The sequence below is a fragment of the Vibrio sp. D173a genome (assembly GCF_030248475.1).
This window is the reverse complement of record NZ_JAHGAH010000258.1, coordinates 16052-34737: the sequence shown is the minus strand read 5'-3', so window position 1 is coordinate 34737 and position 18686 is coordinate 16052. Positions and strand designations below refer to the sequence as shown.

Annotated in this window: 17 protein-coding genes and 1 pseudogene; 13 read left to right on the top strand and 5 right to left on the bottom strand. The window is 45.6% G+C overall.

Annotated features, from left to right (window positions below; translation table 11 throughout):
• Positions 1–3 precede the first annotated feature (3 nt).
• The 7 genes and pseudogenes from KIV40_RS22955 (at position 4) to KIV40_RS22925 (ending at position 6832) form a co-directional block, all read left to right on the top strand.
• Entirely contained in the window at positions 4–585 is a 582-nt protein-coding gene (locus KIV40_RS22955; RefSeq protein ID WP_285351489.1) for a tetratricopeptide repeat protein, read from the top strand.
• 2 nt (positions 586–587) lie between these two features.
• Entirely contained in the window at positions 588–1070 is a 483-nt protein-coding gene (locus KIV40_RS22950) for a TadE/TadG family type IV pilus assembly protein (RefSeq protein ID WP_228175815.1), read from the top strand.
• Positions 1057–1617 carry a tight adherence pilus pseudopilin TadF gene (tadF, locus tag KIV40_RS22945; protein WP_285351487.1) on the top strand — a complete coding sequence of 187 codons (561 nt, stop codon included), beginning with the start codon at positions 1057–1059 and terminating at the stop codon, positions 1615–1617. Before KIV40_RS22950 ends, tadF begins: the two co-directional genes overlap by 14 nt.
• A gap of 4 nt (positions 1618–1621) precedes the next feature.
• Positions 1622–3169 (top strand): pilus assembly protein, encoded by a 1548-nt coding sequence (locus KIV40_RS22940; RefSeq protein WP_285351484.1) that lies wholly within the window; start codon positions 1622–1624, stop codon positions 3167–3169.
• Between the two features lie 8 nt (positions 3170–3177).
• A complete protein-coding gene (locus KIV40_RS22935; protein ID WP_045379867.1) occupies positions 3178–3828 on the top strand; it encodes an OmpA family protein in 651 nt (216 codons plus the stop codon).
• A 38-nt stretch (positions 3829–3866) separates the two neighbouring features.
• Positions 3867–5339, top strand: coding sequence for a hypothetical protein (locus tag KIV40_RS22930; RefSeq protein ID WP_134977551.1), 1473 nt, complete (start codon positions 3867–3869; stop codon positions 5337–5339).
• 231 nt (positions 5340–5570) lie between these two features.
• A pseudogene (locus tag KIV40_RS22925) lies at positions 5571–6832 on the top strand (amidohydrolase family protein).
• A gap of 514 nt (positions 6833–7346) precedes the next feature.
• Here KIV40_RS22925 and KIV40_RS22920 read toward each other — a convergent pair.
• A complete protein-coding gene (locus tag KIV40_RS22920; RefSeq protein WP_167425325.1) occupies positions 7347–7508 on the bottom strand; it encodes a hypothetical protein in 162 nt (53 codons plus the stop codon).
• Positions 7509–7744: 236 nt separating this feature from the next.
• The gene (locus KIV40_RS22915; protein ID WP_285351480.1) at positions 7745–8065 is read right to left on the bottom strand and encodes a hypothetical protein; all 321 of its coding nucleotides are present in this window, start codon (positions 8063–8065) and stop codon (positions 7745–7747) included.
• Positions 8066–8613: 548 nt separating this feature from the next.
• Here KIV40_RS22915 and betI point away from each other — a divergent pair.
• The 6 genes from betI (at position 8614) to choV (ending at position 15497) form a co-directional block, all read left to right on the top strand.
• Entirely contained in the window at positions 8614–9219 is a 606-nt protein-coding gene (gene betI, locus KIV40_RS22910) for a transcriptional regulator BetI (protein ID WP_285351479.1), read from the top strand.
• A 16-nt stretch (positions 9220–9235) separates the two neighbouring features.
• A complete protein-coding gene (betB, locus tag KIV40_RS22905) occupies positions 9236–10696 on the top strand; it encodes a betaine-aldehyde dehydrogenase (protein WP_285351478.1) in 1461 nt (486 codons plus the stop codon).
• 19 nt (positions 10697–10715) lie between these two features.
• Complete coding sequence (betA, locus tag KIV40_RS22900; RefSeq protein WP_012129668.1) at positions 10716–12425, top strand: choline dehydrogenase; 1710 nt, start codon at positions 10716–10718, stop codon at positions 12423–12425.
• A 42-nt stretch (positions 12426–12467) separates the two neighbouring features.
• A complete protein-coding gene (locus KIV40_RS22895) occupies positions 12468–13406 on the top strand; it encodes a choline ABC transporter substrate-binding protein (RefSeq protein ID WP_285351475.1) in 939 nt (312 codons plus the stop codon).
• Between the two features lie 62 nt (positions 13407–13468).
• Complete coding sequence (choW, locus tag KIV40_RS22890; RefSeq protein WP_005425967.1) at positions 13469–14311, top strand: choline ABC transporter permease subunit; 843 nt, start codon at positions 13469–13471, stop codon at positions 14309–14311.
• Position 14312: 1 nt separating this feature from the next.
• The gene (gene choV / locus KIV40_RS22885) at positions 14313–15497 is read left to right on the top strand and encodes a choline ABC transporter ATP-binding protein (protein ID WP_285351473.1); all 1185 of its coding nucleotides are present in this window, start codon (positions 14313–14315) and stop codon (positions 15495–15497) included.
• Positions 15498–15640: 143 nt separating this feature from the next.
• Here the strand turns inward: choV and KIV40_RS22880 are convergent, their stop codons facing one another.
• From KIV40_RS22880 to KIV40_RS22870, 3 genes are all read right to left on the bottom strand, one after another.
• Positions 15641–16297, bottom strand: a complete 657-nt coding sequence (locus KIV40_RS22880) for an NAD(P)H-dependent oxidoreductase (protein WP_285351471.1) — start codon at positions 16295–16297, stop codon at positions 15641–15643.
• Between the two features lie 218 nt (positions 16298–16515).
• The gene (locus KIV40_RS22875) at positions 16516–17307 is read right to left on the bottom strand and encodes a slipin family protein (protein ID WP_012129664.1); all 792 of its coding nucleotides are present in this window, start codon (positions 17305–17307) and stop codon (positions 16516–16518) included.
• Between the two features lie 9 nt (positions 17308–17316).
• On the bottom strand, positions 17317–18684 hold the full coding sequence (locus KIV40_RS22870; protein WP_012129663.1) for a nodulation protein NfeD: 1368 nt from the start codon (positions 18682–18684) through the stop codon (positions 17317–17319).
• Positions 18685–18686: the final 2 nt, after the last annotated feature.

Here is an 18686-nt window from a genome sequence, read left to right as displayed (position 1 = left end):
CCATTGGGGTCCACTTCTTTAGAGCAAGGTTCTCAAGATCCACAAGTAAAGGAAAAATTGGCTTGGGCGTATTTCCATAAAGGGGATATTGAATCGGCCAATTTCTATGTTCAGCATCTACAAAAAGAAGGCGTTGAAACGCCAAGCTTGTACCAGCTAGCGGGACAAGTATTTGATGCTAAGAACGATACGACTAGTGCAATCTCGGCCTATTTGTCTTCCATCAAGTCTGGCAATTCATCAGGGCAAGTGCATGTTTTGCTTGCGGTATCCTATACCAAAGCAGGCCAATACGATGCTGCTTATCAAGAATTGAATAATGCCCGTTTGCGTGGTTATGACGATGTCGTAATCAAAAACAACATCGCGATGATTCACATGGCTAATGGTGAATACGAACAGGCAATAGCAATGCTCACGCCAATTTTAAAAGACAATCCGGCAAATAAAGTAGTTAAGGCAAATCTAGCCATCGCCTTGATTAAAACGCAACAAGTGAATGCAGCCAGAAAACTGCTCAAGGGTGATTTCTCAGACCAAGAGATTCTGAACATTACCACAGAATTAACTCAAGTTAGGGGTTAATGATGAGAAGTTTTAATAGGCAGAAAGGAGTGACGGCGATTGAGTTTGTCATGGGTGCGCTCATTTTGTTTTTTGCTACTTTCGCGATTTTTGAGTCGAGTTACCAAATCTACGTTGTGAATATGACGGAATACTCGCTTCGAGAAACCATCAGAAATACCAAAATTCATGAAGGTAAAGGGGTCAACAAGCAGTACGAGGACAAATTCAAATCCTTGATCGAAGACGATGAGAACTTGTGGCATTTTTTAATTGATAGCTCGCGATTTTCTATTAAAGGTCGTTACTACCAAACCTACGACGATTTTATTCGAGATAGGGGGCATTCCGGCCAAGCCTTGAGTTTCAATTATGACCTCGCAGAGATCACCGTGACTTACCGTTATTCGCCGGTACTGAAACTATCAGGCGCTTCAGACAGAGATATATCGAGCACTATGGTTCTGAACTTAGAACATGAGGGGTGGAAAGATGACACTCCGTAAACGAACCGCATTGGCGATTAAATACCAAAAGGGCTCATTTATGATTGAGCTAGTTTTTGTTCTTACTGCGTTATGGGGCGTGTATCTGTTTGGTGCTGACCTGAGTCATCAGTTGTTCGTGCGTGCCAAGCTTGATCGATCCAGTTTCGCTTTGGTCAATGTTATTAAAGAGCGCACCCGTTATTTCGATGCGGACGTGCTGGCAGGGAAGAACTTATCGGTGACCAACGCTGAACTAAAGGACCTAGCGGAAGTGGCAGGCCGAATGTTGGATATGCCACCAGAGGATGTCGCGATAAGAATAGAGTCCCTAACTAACAAGACGAACCTCGCAGTGTTTACGAGTAGCAAATTCAAAAGCCTAAATTGCAAAACCGAATCTATTCGTTCCTACGCGGAGTTGGCGCCAGTCGAAAACGCGGTTGTGTTCCCATTATATCGAGTCAGTTTGTGTGAAGAGCAGACCTCTTGGTTTAAACCCTTCTTTAACGGAGGTAAAAGCACGACAGTTGCTATTACCTCCTCTTCAATAATGCCGGGGAGATAATGATATGAAAACTCAGCAATATCAGTATCGAAGTGTACACAGGCAGAAAGGCGTGGCTGCAGTCTGGATGGGCTTATTGCTTGTACCCATTATGGGATTCACCTTTTGGGCCGTTGAAGGGACTCGTTACGTGCAAGAGACCAGCCGGTTAAGAGATTCGGCCGAGGCCGCAGCTATGGCGGTGACTATTGAGGATCAAGCAGGCTCAGCTAGCACATTGGCTGAGAAATACGTAGAAAGCTACGTACGAGACATTAAATCGATGAACGTTTCTGCTCAGCGTTATTACCAAGCCGCAGACGATAGAGCAGGCGTGCTGGAATATATTCAATACACGGTGAATGCAAAAACGACACACGATTCTTGGTTCGCGAGTAGCTTTATTCCCTCATTTGATAAACAGCAAGATTTAGCGGGACGTTCGCTGGCTAGGAAATACCCGGCTTATCTTGCAGACAACAATATTGACATTGTATTTGTGTCCGATTTCTCAGGTTCGATGAAAGACAAGTGGGGATCCAATCGACATAAAAAAATCGATGATTTGAAAACAGCGATTAGTCAAATATCGAATAACATCCTTTGTACATCAACTCGTCAAGAGTATGTTGATGGAGAGTGGAAAGACGTTTGTGATGAGCCAGGAGAAGATACAACCAGCGATAAACTGCTTAATCGTGTTGGCTTCGTACCATATAACGTAAGAACCAGAGAAATCATAGGCTGGAATCAAGCGAATACGACCAGTCAGCTCAATTATACCAATGGCTATAATACCCACCTATCTCCTTATACTTACAACGACATAGACTGGGATTATTGGAGTAGATTTTCGCAAAATCATGTGATCAATTGTGCTAACAATCAAATTTTTTGTCCTAGCCCCGGTTGGAATGACCAACAATACGCTAGACGAATTGCAGACGTAATCCGCTTAGATCAATACCAAGTTGCAGATGTATACAACTATGTCGATTTACCTTCCTCGGTATCGACGATGTTTACCGATAAGTCAGCACGTCGGTCGAATTATTATGGTGTTAATCAGAGCCAACTCTTTAATGGGCATGGAAGGAATGATTCGAGGCAATTCTACAATCTTCGTCTAACGAACAAATTGTCTGACTTAAATCCCATCAATGCTATGTGGGCAGATGGTGGCACTGCCGCTTTTCAAGGCATCTTGAGAGGGGCCCAGATCCTACATGAAGGTGATCCAAACAGTTCCGACCAAGAAGAGCAGCAAGCGTACAACAAGAAAATCAAAATGCTGCTGATTTTAAGTGATGGTCAGGAAAGTCCAGACAACGGCATCCTCAAAGGTCTTGTGGACTGGGGGATGTGTGACAAAGCAAGGCAAGAGATTCCGGGTTTATACATAGGGGTTATTGGTATCGATTTTCGCGCCTCCCAACAAAGTGGTTTTCAAGACTGCGTTGTTGACCCTCGTGAAGACATTATTGATGTCTCTAACCTAGACGAATTAATTGAAAAGATTGAAGAACTTATCCGCAAAGGCTCAAAAACAAGCGGAATAACTAAGTTGTACTAGAGGAAAATATGAAGAAGTTAGTCATTGGTGCAGTCGCTCTATCAACGCTGCCATTTAGCGTTGCCATTAAGGCGGAGGAAGGACTTAGCGTCTATTGCGACAACACATTCAGCGAGTATCAACATAGTGTGAGTGTGGATGATGCCGTTGGGATTGCTCAACATCGACAGGGCTTTCTACAAATCGAACAACAGTCCGAAAGTAGCAAACTCAGACAGCGCCTAGCGGAGGAGTCGAAGCTAGGTTTGGATAAGTCTGGGTGTATGACTTGGATCAGTAACCAAAATAACCATCAACAAAGCGATGGCTTGGTTGCGCGTCTGCATTTTGGTTTTGATCAATCCAGCCTAACTCCTATGGGCAATAAAGCGCTAACCCAATTAGCGTCGTCTTTAAGCGAAGGTGATAGCCCAATTACAGTAGAAGGTCATACCGACAGCAAAGGTTCTGAAGGTTACAACCAAGAACTGGGACTGCAAAGAGCCTTAACAACGTCCAAAGTTTTGAGTACTGATGGTGTGGAGAGAACTCGCATTGTCGTTCGTTCATTAGGTGAAACCCAGCCTATCGCATCTAATTCAACGGTAGAGGGAAGAGCGCAAAACAGACGATCAGAAGTATGGGTTTCAAAAAACGACTCAGTGAAAACTGAAGATTAGGATTCAATCACAACGCTTCATCTTGCGAACGAAGTAGGGTGAAGCGTCAAAAGAGTGGTGTGTTGGTGGGACAAATTGGTGTGGCAGTGGGTAAATCTAAAACGATAATAGCGATAATGGTAGGGGTAGCGTGGAGTGGTGTGGCCTCTACTTCAGAGCTGATTAACTTTAACGAGCAAGATAAACTAAACAGTATTAATGCTACGTACGAACAAGAGTATAAAGCGCTCAATATTGACGAAACTATCTCGCATTACAACAAGTTAAGTGCTGAGATTGAGTCGACCAAGATCAATTTGGCCAATAACGTCGAGATGATCAAATCGGATTCAAATCGTTTAAAAGATAAGTTAGTCGATGGCGTTTACGATGACTCGCTCATTCTCACTTTGCGTAATATGTCTGCCAAAGTGAACACCATGAAGAAGGAAATCGAAACGGCAGGGAAGTTGCTCGTTGAGACCAAACACCAGCTTTCAGAAGATCAACAGGCTGCCAGTCAGATAGAACGAGTGAAAAATGACGCACTTCTCGTCCTCTACGAGAAGATCAAATCTCGTCATTTGGATGAATCGAAACGCATCCTTCATGACTCCTACGATGGTAATTTGCAGTGTAACGTCGCAGAGAGTTTGTCGACCTGTGTGAACAGAAACCTTCCTTCCATTAAGAACGCCTTTGTATTGAGTAAAGGCGGCTTGTCACGCATTCAACTTACGAGTTTTAGAGTGGTGGATGCAAACCAAAGATTAAATGGTGACTTGTCTTTTACTGCAGACGCGAGCTACAAATACGCCTACAGTGCAAATACAGAAGTAGAGCTTAGGCAGGCATTAAACTTAGATAGAGTGCGCTTTGTGTTTCGTTCAAACTCAAAAAATACGGTCTTTTACATCAACGATCAAGAAGTCGGTAGTGGTGAAAGCGTCGATGTAACGGGCAATTACGTTGGGATTTATAGTGTGCGCGCAGTGAATAAAGACAAAACCCAGTCGCTTAAACTCAACCTTAAGAATGGCGGTGATTACTTCTTTCCATTTTCAAAAAAGGCGAATTCAGCGCAAACGGCCCCGGCCAATTTAATTGCCGAAGAATCGAAGAATACGCATAGCGGCCAGACTGATGCTCAAACCAATACAAAGTTTTCTGAGAGCCTGTTGCCTTCTCGAGCGGTGGCGGAACTGAACACGACTAAAGCGCAAGATGTGAAACGTTATGCTAACAAGGTGCTCTACAAAGACGAAGCATTCACCTATTTATTGCCTAAATTCAAAGGAAACCAAAAGTCTCACGACATTTTCTTGAATCGTGAAGAGGCGTCGCAATACTGTGAGCGTTTGTCCTCAAGTTTGCCGAGTAAAGCAGCTTATGAGTATTTGGAACAGTATGCCAACCTCGCTGACGGAGATTATTGGACTGAACAAGGAAAAGTCTATTCATCGGTAAAACACCAAGAGCTAGATAAAGCGTTTGATAAGAACAAGCTCGTTTGTATGGTGAGTATGAACTAAACGAAACAGTCCATAGACGATCGTCACCAAGAGCCACAGTTTGTGGCTCTTTTTATACCTCTATACCTCTATACCCAACGGATCATAGCCTGAAGTAATTAGCTGTTTGTTTATTGGCTCAGAAACGTGCTTAGCTCTTGAATATTCATCTGTCGTGAAATGGCAATTTTATTCCCGATCCCCTCGATATGATGCACCTGTATTGAGACAACTGACTCGGAGATAGAAACCATGAGTATCGTAATTAAAAATGCAAACGTGTTTAACGGTGTAGATGAGCAACTTCTGAAGAACGTGGACCTTCTGATTGAAAATAACTTAATCACACAAATCGGGAAAGTGGATGACTCGAATGCTGAGCAAATCATCTATGCAGAAGGCAAAACGGTGATGCCAGGTTTAATTGATGCACACGTACACATTACGCTTTCAGCGGGCTTCAATGAGCTGGATGGCATGACTCGAGAAGAGATCGCGATTCGCTCAGCGAGAATCTCTGAAGAGATGTTGATGCGTGGCTTTACGACCATTCGTGATGTTGCAGGCAACACATTAGGTTTGAAGAACAGTATCGTAAAGGTTATGCGAAAGGTCCAAGAATTTTGCCTTGTATGGCCGCGATTTCGCAAACTTGTGGTCACTCAGACTACCGTCAAAACCAAGCACAAGAACGCCTAGCGAACGGTCATGAAGACTCCCCATTAATGAAGACGGGCGCATTTAAAGTCGCGGATGGCCGTGCAGAAGTGTTGAAAGCGGTTAGAGAGCAGTTGTTTATGGGCGCATCTCAGATCAAAGTGATGGCGGGGGGCGGTGCATCTTCGACATTTGACCCTTTGGACACGCTGCAATACACGTTAGATGAGATGAAAGCGGCGGTAGAAGCGGCAAGCGACTATGGTACCTATGTGGCGGCTCATATTCACACAGCTCCAGCCATGAAACGAGCAGCAGAAGCGGGCGTCATGTCCTTTGAGCACGCTACTATTATGGACGATGAAATCGCCCAAATTGTAAAAGAGAAAGGCATCTGGCTGGTTCCTTCATACTTCACGTCATCATTGATTGCAGAACGTAAGATCCCGTTGCCAAACGAAGAGACTTACCGTAAGACAGAGCGCGTTGGTAAGGCAATGTTTAAGTCTGCTGAGCTTATCAAGAAATACGATATTCAAAACCTAGCGTTTGGTACCGACTGTGTTGGTAAAGCAAACGTGCATGAAAGTCAGATGCAAGAGCTTGGTGCGATTGAAAAAACATTCGACACAATTACAGCGCTGCGCATGGCAACTTCAAACTGTGGTCGTCTATTTGAATTGTCGACTTACAAACACCCATATCAAGAAGGCAAATTAGGTCAAATTGTGGAAGGTGCGTATGCAGATTTGCTTATCGTCGATGGGAATCCACTAGAAGGTGTCGATTGCGTGATGCAGGATGAGACCAAGAAAGTCATCATGAAAGACGGTGTTGTGTATAAGAACACACTATAGGCTAAACAACTCATTACCAAAGGCGCTCACTGAGCGCCTTTTTTGCATCTTAGGAAAAGAGCAGGTGTCATTTTTCAAAAGCGTTATTGGCTAGTCAATGGATTCGTTCCACGCCTTTGAATCTTCTCGACAACATCCCTCGTGTGAAACCATAGTGCCCCTTTTAAACTCATTCGTAGTGGCTATCGAGAGCGCCTCAATGTTCTTCTCACATTGAGTTTAGTTGTGTTCTACCACGGTAGTGTAGAAGGTAGAACACCTTAAATTAAACGGTATAGGAGGAATAAAGAGGCACAGATTTCATCTCTCAGAACGAAGTTGTTACTGGCTGGTTATTAGATGGCAGGCGTAAAGAAAAAGATAGGGGAACGAGAAGGAGATACCCAAGCATTTTAAGGTTACTTGGGTAAAGAATAAAAGGATTGATTGAATGCAATACACGGCGAACAAAAAACGCGCCTTAAATAAGGCGCGGTTCGGACTAAAAAGCTTTTGGTTAAAGGGCTTACACGATTTACTTCATCACATAGCGATAGGTTTTGATTACCAACCAGCTAAAGGCCTTGATTAGCGCCTTTACGGTTTTAAAAGCAGCTTTACCAACCGTTATCATCAATTCGCCAGCAACGGTAAGGCAGGTGTGTAAATCAGTTTTTTTGAACTCTGTGTAAGTCATGTTGGTCTCTCATTTTTAAGTGGGGGACTCCTGTCGCTTAATGCATACCCTGTAGCGATATAGTAGGAATAAGAGGGGGTAAGGACTTACCATTTAGCGCCATCTTTAGTGTAAAGATAGCGAAATGATATCGATTGGGTTGGTCACTGATAGCTAGGTTGATTCTGTGATGAGTGGGTTATAGATACAAAAAAACCACCACTAAACAGTGATGGCTTTGTAGTATTTTGGTGTTACTAGTATTTCACAAACAACATTTTTCTTAAGCTGTTGCAACGAGAACTATCCAACGGATCACCTAGGTAATCTCCGTCTTCAGCGGCTTTCTTCATTACCAGCGCTCTTGCGCGGTCACCACTATCCAGATCTTGATACTCTTCCAAGGTTTTCAGCTTGAGCAAGCGATATTTTGATTTGTCTTTGCTAGATGCAATGTGATCGTAACAGTAACTCATTGCACCTGCGTTCGCACCAATCTTGCTAGCGTCTGTAATCGCGTATGCGTTAAAGCCAATCGTGCTCGTCAATAAAATTAAAAGGGCATTGCGTGCTTTCATTTCTCTTTCCTAATTCAAACAAGTTGATAAGTAAGATAAAGGGGAATGACTTTCAAAAATTGCCATTAAACGACATTAGTTTTTAGGAAAGAGAAAATGAGTTTTGATCTTGAGGAAAAATTGTAGGAGGCGACGCAATATAGCTAGCATGCTTGGGGGCAGCTTGTTTTACATTTGAAAGCAGAATAGAGGATAGTCGAATGACCTTCACTCAATTGACAACTCTAAAAATAAAACGTGCTGAAATTATTTGAGTTCATTGTATTTGTCTTTATTTATACTTTTGATGCGCACGAATTGCTCATGAGCTGGTATCTCTATAACTTGCATTAAATGTAGTTTAATTGCTGATTATTATGGTTTTTGTTTTTCGTTTTTACGTGTTACATCTTCGTAAAATCTATCTTTTCTCAAGTTTTAGTAATGATTGTAGTCGAAATGATTCGGCTGTATCTTTCATTTTTTTAGATAATTAGTTTGAGTTCGAACTAAATTTAAGGCATTTTATATTTAACTAACCGTTCAATTAAAAATAACAAGGATGTAAAATGCCCAAGGTTGGGATGCCTGAAATCAGAAAACCGCAGCTAGTCAAAGCGACGATGTCGGTCATTGACAGAGTTGGTTTACACGCCGCGAGTATCTCGTTGATCAGCAAAGAAGCAGGGGTATCAACGGGGATCATTAATCACTATTTCGGTGGTAAGCACGGTCTGTTAGAAGAGACAATGCGTGAGATCCTGCGCCAGCTTTCTGCCACCATCAAAGAGAACCTAAGCCAGCTGCCAGCTGATGCGCATCATCAACGTATTAATGCCATCATCGACGGCAACTTTGTGGGTTTCCAAGCCGAGAACCAAGTGGCAAAAACTTGGTTGGCGTTCTGGTCGTACTCCATGCATGACGCGCAGCTCAAACGTTTGCAACGAGTGAATGAACGACGCCTCCTTTCTCACCTAAAAAAAGAATTAAAAGCTTTGCTGGATCAAGATCAAGATCAAGCAGAGCTAGTAGCGCATGGTATTGCGTCACTGATTGATGGCATTTGGCTGCGCGGAACGTTCAACCCGCAAGGCATCGATGCCGAGAAAGCGCGCGTCATCATCAACGACTATCTCGATAAACAGCTCACGTTCTACTCAAAACTAAAATAAAGAGTCAAACCTTCAAATGGATATGAAAGCACACTACATCGATGGTGCCATGCACCTAGGATGCTCAGAAGAACACTTCACCACATACAATCCAGCCAATGGTGAACCGCTTGCAAATGTGAAGCAGGCTAACCAGCAAGACATGCAAGCAACAATTAAATCTGCCAGACGTGGTTTTGCGATTTGGTCTGCCATGACGGCGACAGAACGAAGCCGCATTTTGCTTAAAGCGGTGGCGCTACTTCGTGAAAGAAACGACGAACTGGCAGCATTAGAAGTCGCGGATACGGGCAAACCGATTCAAGAAGCGAATTGCGTAGACATTGCAACGGGCGCAGATGTGATCGAGTACTACGCAGGCCTTGCGCCTAGCATGCATGGTGAACAGCAACCGCTGAATGAATCGCAGTTTTTCTACACTCGCCGCGAGCCTCTGGGCATTTGTGCAGGTATTGGGGCGTGGAACTACCCAATTCAAATCGCGATGTGGAAATCTGCCCCTGCACTTGCTGCGGGTAATGCGATGATCTTTAAACCATCAGAAGAAACCCCGTTAACTGCTCTCAAACTGGCAGAAATCTACAGCGAAGCGGGAGTGCCAGATGGTGTGTTCAACGTTATTCAAGGTGATTACCGAGTAGGGCAAATGCTCACCGCACATCCAGACATCGCTAAAGTCTCTTTCACGGGTGAATCGGGTACGGGCAAAGTCGTGATGGGTGACAGCGCCGCGACGCTGAAGCAAGTCACAATGGAGCTTGGCGGTAAGTCTCCAATGATCATTTTTGACGATGCCAAGCTAGACGATGCGGTTTCTGCTGCAATGGTTGCAAACTTCTACACCCAAGGCGAGGTTTGTACGCACGGTACGCGCGTGTTCGTTCATGAAGGTATTTATGATGAGTTTGTCGCTCAACTTAAGAAACGTACCGAACTGCTGGTGGTTGGCGATCCGCTTGATGAGCAAACCCAAATTGGTGCGCTAATTTCCAAAGAGCACGAATCAAAAGTTCTTTCCGCAATTGAACAAGCGAAAGCAAGCAAAGCAACGCTACTGACTGGTGGCTACAAAGTCACAGAAAACGGCTTGGCGAGTGGTAATTTTGTTGTGCCAACGGTTTTCATTGATTGCGAAGACGACATGCCGCACGTGCAGCAAGAGATCTTTGGTCCCGTAATGTCAGTGCTTAAGTTCAGTGGCGAAGACGAAGTGATTGCACGCGCTAACAACACCGATTACGGACTTGCAGCTGGCGTGTTCACGCAAAACCTCTCTCGTGCACACCGCGTCATTCACCAAATCCAAGCCGGAATCTGTTGGATTAACACCTGGGGTGACTCTCCAGCTGAAATGCCAGTTGGCGGTTACAAACTGTCTGGCATTGGGCGTGAAAACGGCGTGGAAACCCTCAAGCATTACACCCAAACCAAGAGCGTGTTAGTGCATTTGGGCGATTTCGATAGCCCTTACGCCTAATCAGTCAGGAGGATTTGTAATGCAACAACACTACGATTACATCATCGTCGGTGCGGGCTCGGCAGGCTGTGTTTTGGCGGATCGCCTGAGTGAAAGCGGTCAGCACCAAGTCTTACTGCTGGAAGCAGGTGGCTCAGACAAGAGTATCTTCATCCAAATGCCAACGGCGCTGTCATACCCAATGAACACCGAAAAGTACGCATGGCAGTTTGAAACTGTGGCGGAAGAGGGGTTAGACGGACGCCAACTGCATTGTCCACGCGGCAAAGTGTTGGGCGGCAGCTCTTCGATCAACGGTATGGTTTATGTTCGTGGTCATGCTTGTGACTTTGACGAATGGGAAGCAGAAGGCGCGAAAGGCTGGAACTACCAAGCTTGTCTACCGTACTTCCGTAAAGCGGAAACGTGGACAGGCGGCGCAGACGAATACCGTGGCGGCAGCGGTCCGGTAGGGACGTGTAACGGCAACGATATGAAGCTGAATCCACTTTACCAAGCGTTTATTGAAGCTGGCAAAGATGCAGGCTACCCAGAAACGCAAGATTACAACGGTTACCAGCAAGAGGGCTTTGGTCCGATGCATATGACGGTAGATAAAGGCGTGCGCGCTTCTACCTCTAACGCTTACTTAAGCCGTGCAAAAAAACGAAGTAATTTCACCTTGATGAAAGGCGTAACGGCTCATCGAATTTTGCTTGAAGGCAAGAAAGCGGTCGGTATCGAGTTCGAGCAATCTGGCGAAATCAAACAGTGCTTTGCCAACAAAGAGGTTGTGTCGAGCGCAGGTTCTATCGGCTCGGTACAACTGCTGCAACTTTCGGGTATTGGTCCTAAGACTGTGCTTGATAAAGCGGGCATTGAAGTGAAACACACACTAGAAGGCGTGGGTAAGAACCTTCAAGACCACCTTGAAGTGTACTTCCAGTACCACTGTAAACAGCCGATCACGCTTAACAGCAAGTTAGGTTTGATCAGCAAAGGTTTGATTGGTACGGAGTGGATTCTGACGCGCAAGGGTTTGGGGGCAACTAACCACTTTGAATCGTGCGCGTTCATCCGTTCTCGTGAAGGATTGAAATCGCCAAATATTCAATTTCACTTCTTACCAGCCGCCATGCGTTATGACGGACGCGCGGCATTTGATGGTCACGGCTTCCAAGTACATGTTGGTCCAAACAAGCCAGAGAGTCGCGGTAGTGTCGAAGTGGTTTCTGCCAATCCAAATGACAAACCAAAAATCGAGTTCAACTACATCTCTACGGAACAAGATAAGCAAGATTGGCGAGACTGTATTCGTCTAACGCGTGAAATCCTCAATCAACCTGCAATGGATGCGTTCCGCGGTGAAGAAATTCAACCCGGTCTTAACATCACCAGTGACGAAGCGATTGGTGAATGGGTGAAGCAAAATGTAGAAAGTGCTTACCACCCATCGTGTAGCTGCAAAATGGGCTCGAACGATGACCCAATGGCAGTTCTGAATGAAGCTTGCCAAGTGCGCGGCATTGAAGGCTTGCGCGTGGTGGATTCATCCATCTTCCCAACCATTCCGAATGGGAACTTAAACGCACCAACTATCATGGTTGCAGAGCGTGCTGCGGACATGATCTTGGGTAATACCCTTGAACAATCGAATAACACACCGGTTTGGATTGCTCCGAACTGGCAAGAGACGCAAAGAATGCGTCCGCCGAAAAGAGACTTAAGCTCGATCTCTTCTATCGCTTAATAACTCAAAGAAAAGTCAGTAATCATTACAAGGAATTTAAACATGTCTACGATGACAAAAATCTTTTCATCTATCGCGCTGAGTGCAGTAGCGACAGGTGCTTACGCTAACCAATGTGAAACCGTTCGATTTGCCGATGTAGGCTGGACGGACATTACAGCGACCACTGCTGTTACCTCTGAACTGTTAAAAGGCTTGGGCTACAAAACCAAGACCGATCTTCTGTCTGTACCAGTGACGTACTCTTCAATGGCAAACGGCGACATTGACGTATTCCTAGGTAACTGGATGCCAACCATGGAAGGCGATATCGCCAAGTACCGTGAAGCTGGCACAGTGGAAACCGTTCGCGCAAACCTTGAAGGCGCAAAATACACACTAGCTGTGCCAAAGTACGTGTATGACGCTGGCGTGAAAAGCTTTGCTGACTTGGCAAAAAATGCTGACAAATTTAAAGACCGCATCTACGGGATTGAGCCGGGCAACGATGGCAACCGTTTGATCCAAGATATGATCGACAGCGATGCATTCGGCTTGAAAGACTTCAGCCTAGTGGAATCAAGCGAAGCGGGTATGGTGTCTCAAGTGTCTCGTGCAGTGCGTCGTAACCAATGGCTCGTTTACCTAGGTTGGGCTCCGCACCCAATGAACAGCAATGTGGAGATGGAATACCTATCTGGCGGTGACGACTTCTTTGGTCCTAACTACGGTGGTGCAAATGTCTACACCAATGTGCGCCAAGACTACCTATCTGAGTGTCAAAACGTGGGTCAACTGCTTAAGAATCTAGAGTTCAGCTTAGAGATGGAAAACCAGTTGATGGAAGCGATTCTGAATCAAAAACAAAAGCCAGCGAAAGCAGCGCAAGAATGGTTGAACGCTAACCCACAACAACTTGAAGCGTGGCTAGAAGGCGTTAAGACGCTGGACGGCAAAGACGCAAAACAAGCGATTACTTCTTACCTAAAAACAAACGCTTAATCATTCCTCTCTTTAGGAAAAGGTGGGTAGTGATGCCCACCTTTTAACACAAAGGTTTTATTGTGAATTTTATTACGGACAACAAACTTCCGTTGGGCGAATGGATGGAAACGGGCGTGGATTGGTTAACCATGAACGCGTCGGGTTTCTTTGATGCTATCTCTATTTTTCTCGAAACCATCATTTTATTCGTGGTGGATATCTTTAAATGGATGCCACCGGCAGCACCAATCATCATGACCGCAGCGATTGCGTGGTTCCTACACCGCAGCATTCCTTTAGTTGTGTTTATTGTGCTAGCGCTGCTGACTATCCTTAACCTCGGCTACTGGCAAGAAATGCTGGAAACCTTTGTTCTCGTCTTCGCTGCGACAACGATTTCCGTATTAATTGGCGTGCCGCTTGGCATCATGGCGGCGCATCGCCCGTGGTTGTACACCTTATTGCGCCCGATACTCGATTTAATGCAGACGGTGCCAACGTTTGTGTATCTGATCCCAACATTGGTTCTGTTTGGTTTGGGTATCGTTCCGGGGCTGATTTCTACCATTATCTTTGCCATCGCCGCGCCGATTCGTCTGACTTACCTTGGCATCACCAAAGTGCCAGAAGAGTTAATTGAAGCGGGTAAAGCCTTTGGTGCTAGCCGCATGAAATTGCTATTCAAAGTCGAACTCCCAGCAGCATTGCCAAGCATTATGGCGGGCGTTACGCAGTGCATTATGTTGTCACTTTCTATGGTGGTGATTGCTGCGCTAGTCGGTGCCGATGGCTTGGGTAAACCAGTCGTACGAGCACTGAACACGGTGAACATTTCTCAAGGCTTTGAAGCCGGTTTAGCGATTGTTTTGGTCGCGATTATTCTCGACCGTTTGTGCAAAGCACCAAACCAAAAGGAGGCATAACATGGATGCAATTACGATTGAAAACCTCGACGTTGTGTTTGGTCAGCAGCAAGAGCAAGCATTGGCGCTTTTAGACCAAGGTAAGTCTCGCCAAGAGATCATTGATGAAACCGGACAAGTGGTTGGTGTTGATAAGGTCTCAATGAGCGTCAAACAAGGTGAGATCTGTGTATTGATGGGGCTTTCCGGTTCGGGTAAATCCAGCCTCCTTCGTGCTGTTAATGGTTTGAATGAGATCTCTCGTGGTTCACTCAAAATCAAAGATGGCGACGACATGGTAGAGCTTGCCAACTGTGACGAACAAACTCTACGTAACCTGCGTACTCATCGCGTGTCGATGGTGTTCCAAAAGTTTGCGCTTATGCCGTGGTTAACGGTATTGGATAACGTGGCGTTTGGTCTTGAGATGCAGGGCATTGGCAAAGCGGAACGTCAAAAAAAAGCGCGTGAACAACTTGAAATGGTTGGGCTGAGCGAGTGGGAGAGTAAGTTCCCGCATGAGCTTTCCGGCGGTATGCAACAGCGTGTTGGCTTGGCTCGCGCCTTTGCTATGGATACCGATATCTTACTAATGGATGAACCGTTTTCCGCGCTCGATCCTCTGATTCGTGCTCAGCTTCAAGATGAATTGATTCAATTGCAAGAGAAACTCAACAAGACGATTTTGTTTGTGAGTCACGACCTAGACGAAGCGCTGAAAATCGGCAACAACATCGCCATTATGGAATCGGGTAAACTGATTCAACACGGCAAGCCTGAGCAAATCATCCTTGCGCCAGAAAACGAATATGTAGCAGATTTTGTTGCTCACACTAATCCGCTCAACGTATTGAGAGGTCGTTCACTGATGCAAGCCAGCACAGAGCTTAAGCAGCAGAATGACCGCGTATTGGTGTGTGCAGATAAACAGATTTGGGTCGAGCAAGAGCCGAAAGGCTTAATTCTAGTGGATTCCGATAAGTCGTTGGTGAACTGGGAAAGCGATTCAACCACACTCGACGACATCGGCAAAAGCACGGTCGTTCAAGCCAATCCAGATATCAGCATGCGTGAAGCGATTGAACTGAAGCAACGCAGCAATCAACCTATCTTGCTAGTAGAAGAGAACAAGTTAGTGGGCGTATTGAGTGATAACGAGTTATACGATGCGCTGCTTGGCAACTTTACGTCTAAGCAAGTGGCGTAGCTGTTTCTTATATCAAACATCTTTTGACTCCTCCTCGGCAAAAAAAAGAGCCGTGCTCTTAGACTAAGAAGTACGGCTCTTTCAATTTGAACAATGATTTAGATAGCTAGGTTAGAAGCCAAGGCGCCAGGAGACGGTACTTATTAAAGAGTAGTAATCACGTCATCCATGTGTAGACGCGCCTTAGGTAGACCGTGGTTGTAATCTTCGCCGTCTTTGTGATAGCCGATTGCAAGTGCAATTTCACATACGTGACCATCTAGTTCTGCTTTGAACTCTTCGCCGATAAGTGTTGGGTCTACACCTTCCATTGGAGTTGAGTCGATACCCAAACGCGCTAGTGTGTGCATTAGGTTACCAAGAGCGATGTAAACTTGCGCTTTCGTCCAACCGTCGTTGTAGCCGTTCTCATCTGTGTTTGCTTCAGCAAATGCGTAATTGCCCATGAACATATTGTACTTGTCTGCGGGTAGGTGACCGGAAGTTACCTCAGCATCAACACGCTTCGCGTATTTCTCTTTAGTGAATTTTGGGTCGTGCGCTAGCAGAATAGTGTGAGATGCTGCTTTAGCATGCGGTTGGTTGAACTGGTGCATGTTAGCAAATGTGTCGTGAAAACGCTGTTTCGCTTCGTCGCTCTCAATTACGATGAATTTCCAAGGCTGAGAGTTGATAGAAGATGCAGATAGGCGAATGGATTCTTTGATGATCGCCATATCTTCTTGAGAGATGCGTTTCTCTTCGTCGTATTTTTTCGCTGTGTAACGGTTGTTTAGGTCTGTAATGATTTGATGAGACACGTTTATATCCTCTTAATATTATAAGACAAATGAGGATGCGCTTAGCATCGGTAACCATGCGTACCTCGAAAGTGTGTCCATCATATCGACTTTTCTCGAAATGATAATACGCGTTTCATTTAAATCACTTTCTATTTTTTATTGAAAATCAAAAGGTGCCCAGAGCAAAATTAAAAAGAAAGGGAGTCATTTTGCTCCCTTTCACTTTTCGCTCACGTTTACTCTTTTTCTTCCTCTTTTTCGCCTTGGTTGTTCTTCACAGCTTTGGCGATGTCGGAAACCGCTTCGACAAGGTTGATTGGCAGCGGGAAGATGATGGTTGACGTTTTGTCTGTAGTGATTTCAGTGAGCGTTTGCATGTATCGAAGTTGCAACGCATTGGGCGCTTCATTGAGCATTTCTGCTGCTTCTTTCAATTTGTTAGACGCTTCTAACTCACCGGTTGCGTGGATGATCTTCGCTCGGCGGTTACGTTCTGCTTCGGCTTGGCGGGCAAGAGCGCGCACCATGCTGTCGTTAAGATCGACATGTTTCACTTCAACCGTTGCTATCTTGATTCCCCAATCGTCAGTTTGCTGATCAAGAATGGCTTGGAGGTCTTTATTGAGACGCTCACGTTCTGACAGCAATTCATCCAGTTCGTGTTGGCCTAGCACCGAACGCAGCGTTGTTTGTGCTAGCTGGCTAGTGGCGTCGCTATAACTTTCAATGTTGTTGATCGCCATTTGTGGGTCGACAACTCGGAAGTAAACCACGGCATTGACTCTGACCGATACATTGTCACGGGTGATTAAATCTTGAGTCGGAACATCCAAAACAATGGTACGAAGGTCGACGCGAACCATTTGTTGAATGAAGGGGATCAAGATGATTAAACCAGGTCCTTTCACTTCTTGGAAGCGACCGAGAAAGAACACCACGCCGCGCTCGTACTCACGCAGCACCTTGAACATTTGCGTTGCCAGTGCAAACAATAAAACGATGATAACGGCAACAGTGTAAAGCATCATAAGCGCCTCCTATTCCTTAGGGCGGTCACTGGGTTTCACGGTTAGGGTCAACCCTTTAATTTTCACCACAGTCACGTGGTCACCTTGTTTCAATTTCTGTTCTGCTTTGGCTTGCCATAGCGCTCCGTCTAATTGCACTCGACCGGTACCATCAACAAAATCATCGCTCACAACGGCGAGTTTACCCGGGAAGTTTTCGAGCCCTGTAGTGGCTTTTTTACTGCGAATTTTAAGAAGCAAGCCAACCGTAATGACGATGAGGCCCACAGAGAAAATCGCGATACCGAAAATCAGTGGCAGGGCAATTTGGAAGCCGGGTATATCGCTGTCCATTAGGAAGATTGAGCCAAGCACAAATGCAACGACACCGCCTAAACCGAGTATGCCAAAGCTCGGGTTAAAGGCCTCAGCAATCATCAGAGCAATACCAAGCAGCAGTAATCCCAAACCAACGTAATTCACAGGCATCATTTGCAGTGCGTACATGGCTAGCAACAGGCAAATCCCGCCGAGCACGCCGGGCAAGCCGATACCTGGGTTGTAGAACTCCAGAAGCAAGCCATAAATACCAATCAGCATGAGGATGTAAGCTACGTTGGGATTGGTAATTACCGCCAACATTTCTGCACGCCAGTCTGGAACGCGCTCCACCCAAGTTGGGTTATCTAACGCTAGCTTAAACGGTTTGCCGTTGAGTTTGACTTCGATGCCATTAATCGTTGAAACCAAGTCTTCCGGTGAGTTGGCTATGAAGTCGATGACGTTGAGTTCTAACGCTTCGGTTGCGTCTAAACTGGCCGCCATACTGACTGCTTTTTCAGCCCATTCGGCGTTTCTATCATGTAATCGCGCTAAGCCTTTGATGTAGGCTCTGGCATCATTAATGACTTTCTTTTCCATTGCGGTTTTGGCAGGCACTTCGTCTGAGGCTTTTTCTGTGGATTCCGGTTGCGAATCTGTTGAGTCTTTACCTTCGTCTGAAGACGGCTGTTGTGGTGCTCCCCCCAATGCAACGGGAGTCGCGGCTCCTAAGTTAGTGGCTTCTGCCATCGCAGCGACGTGGCTGGCGAGCAGAATGTATGTTCCAGCACTAGCAGCGCGAGAGCCTGAAGGACCGACCCAAGTCGCGATAGGGACAGTGGATGTGGTGATAGCGTGGATGATGTCCCTCATTGAGCTATCAAGCCCGCCGGGGGTATCCATCTTTAGAATGACAAGCTCAACGCCGTTTTGTTGAGCTTCTTCAATTTCTCGTGACAGATAATCACTCAGAGCGGGTCCAATTGCCCCTTTGACAGGCAATACCCAAACAGTGCTTGCTAGCGCTTGGCTTGCAAACAAGAGTAGGGGAAGAAGCCACAATCGTATCTGTTTCATAC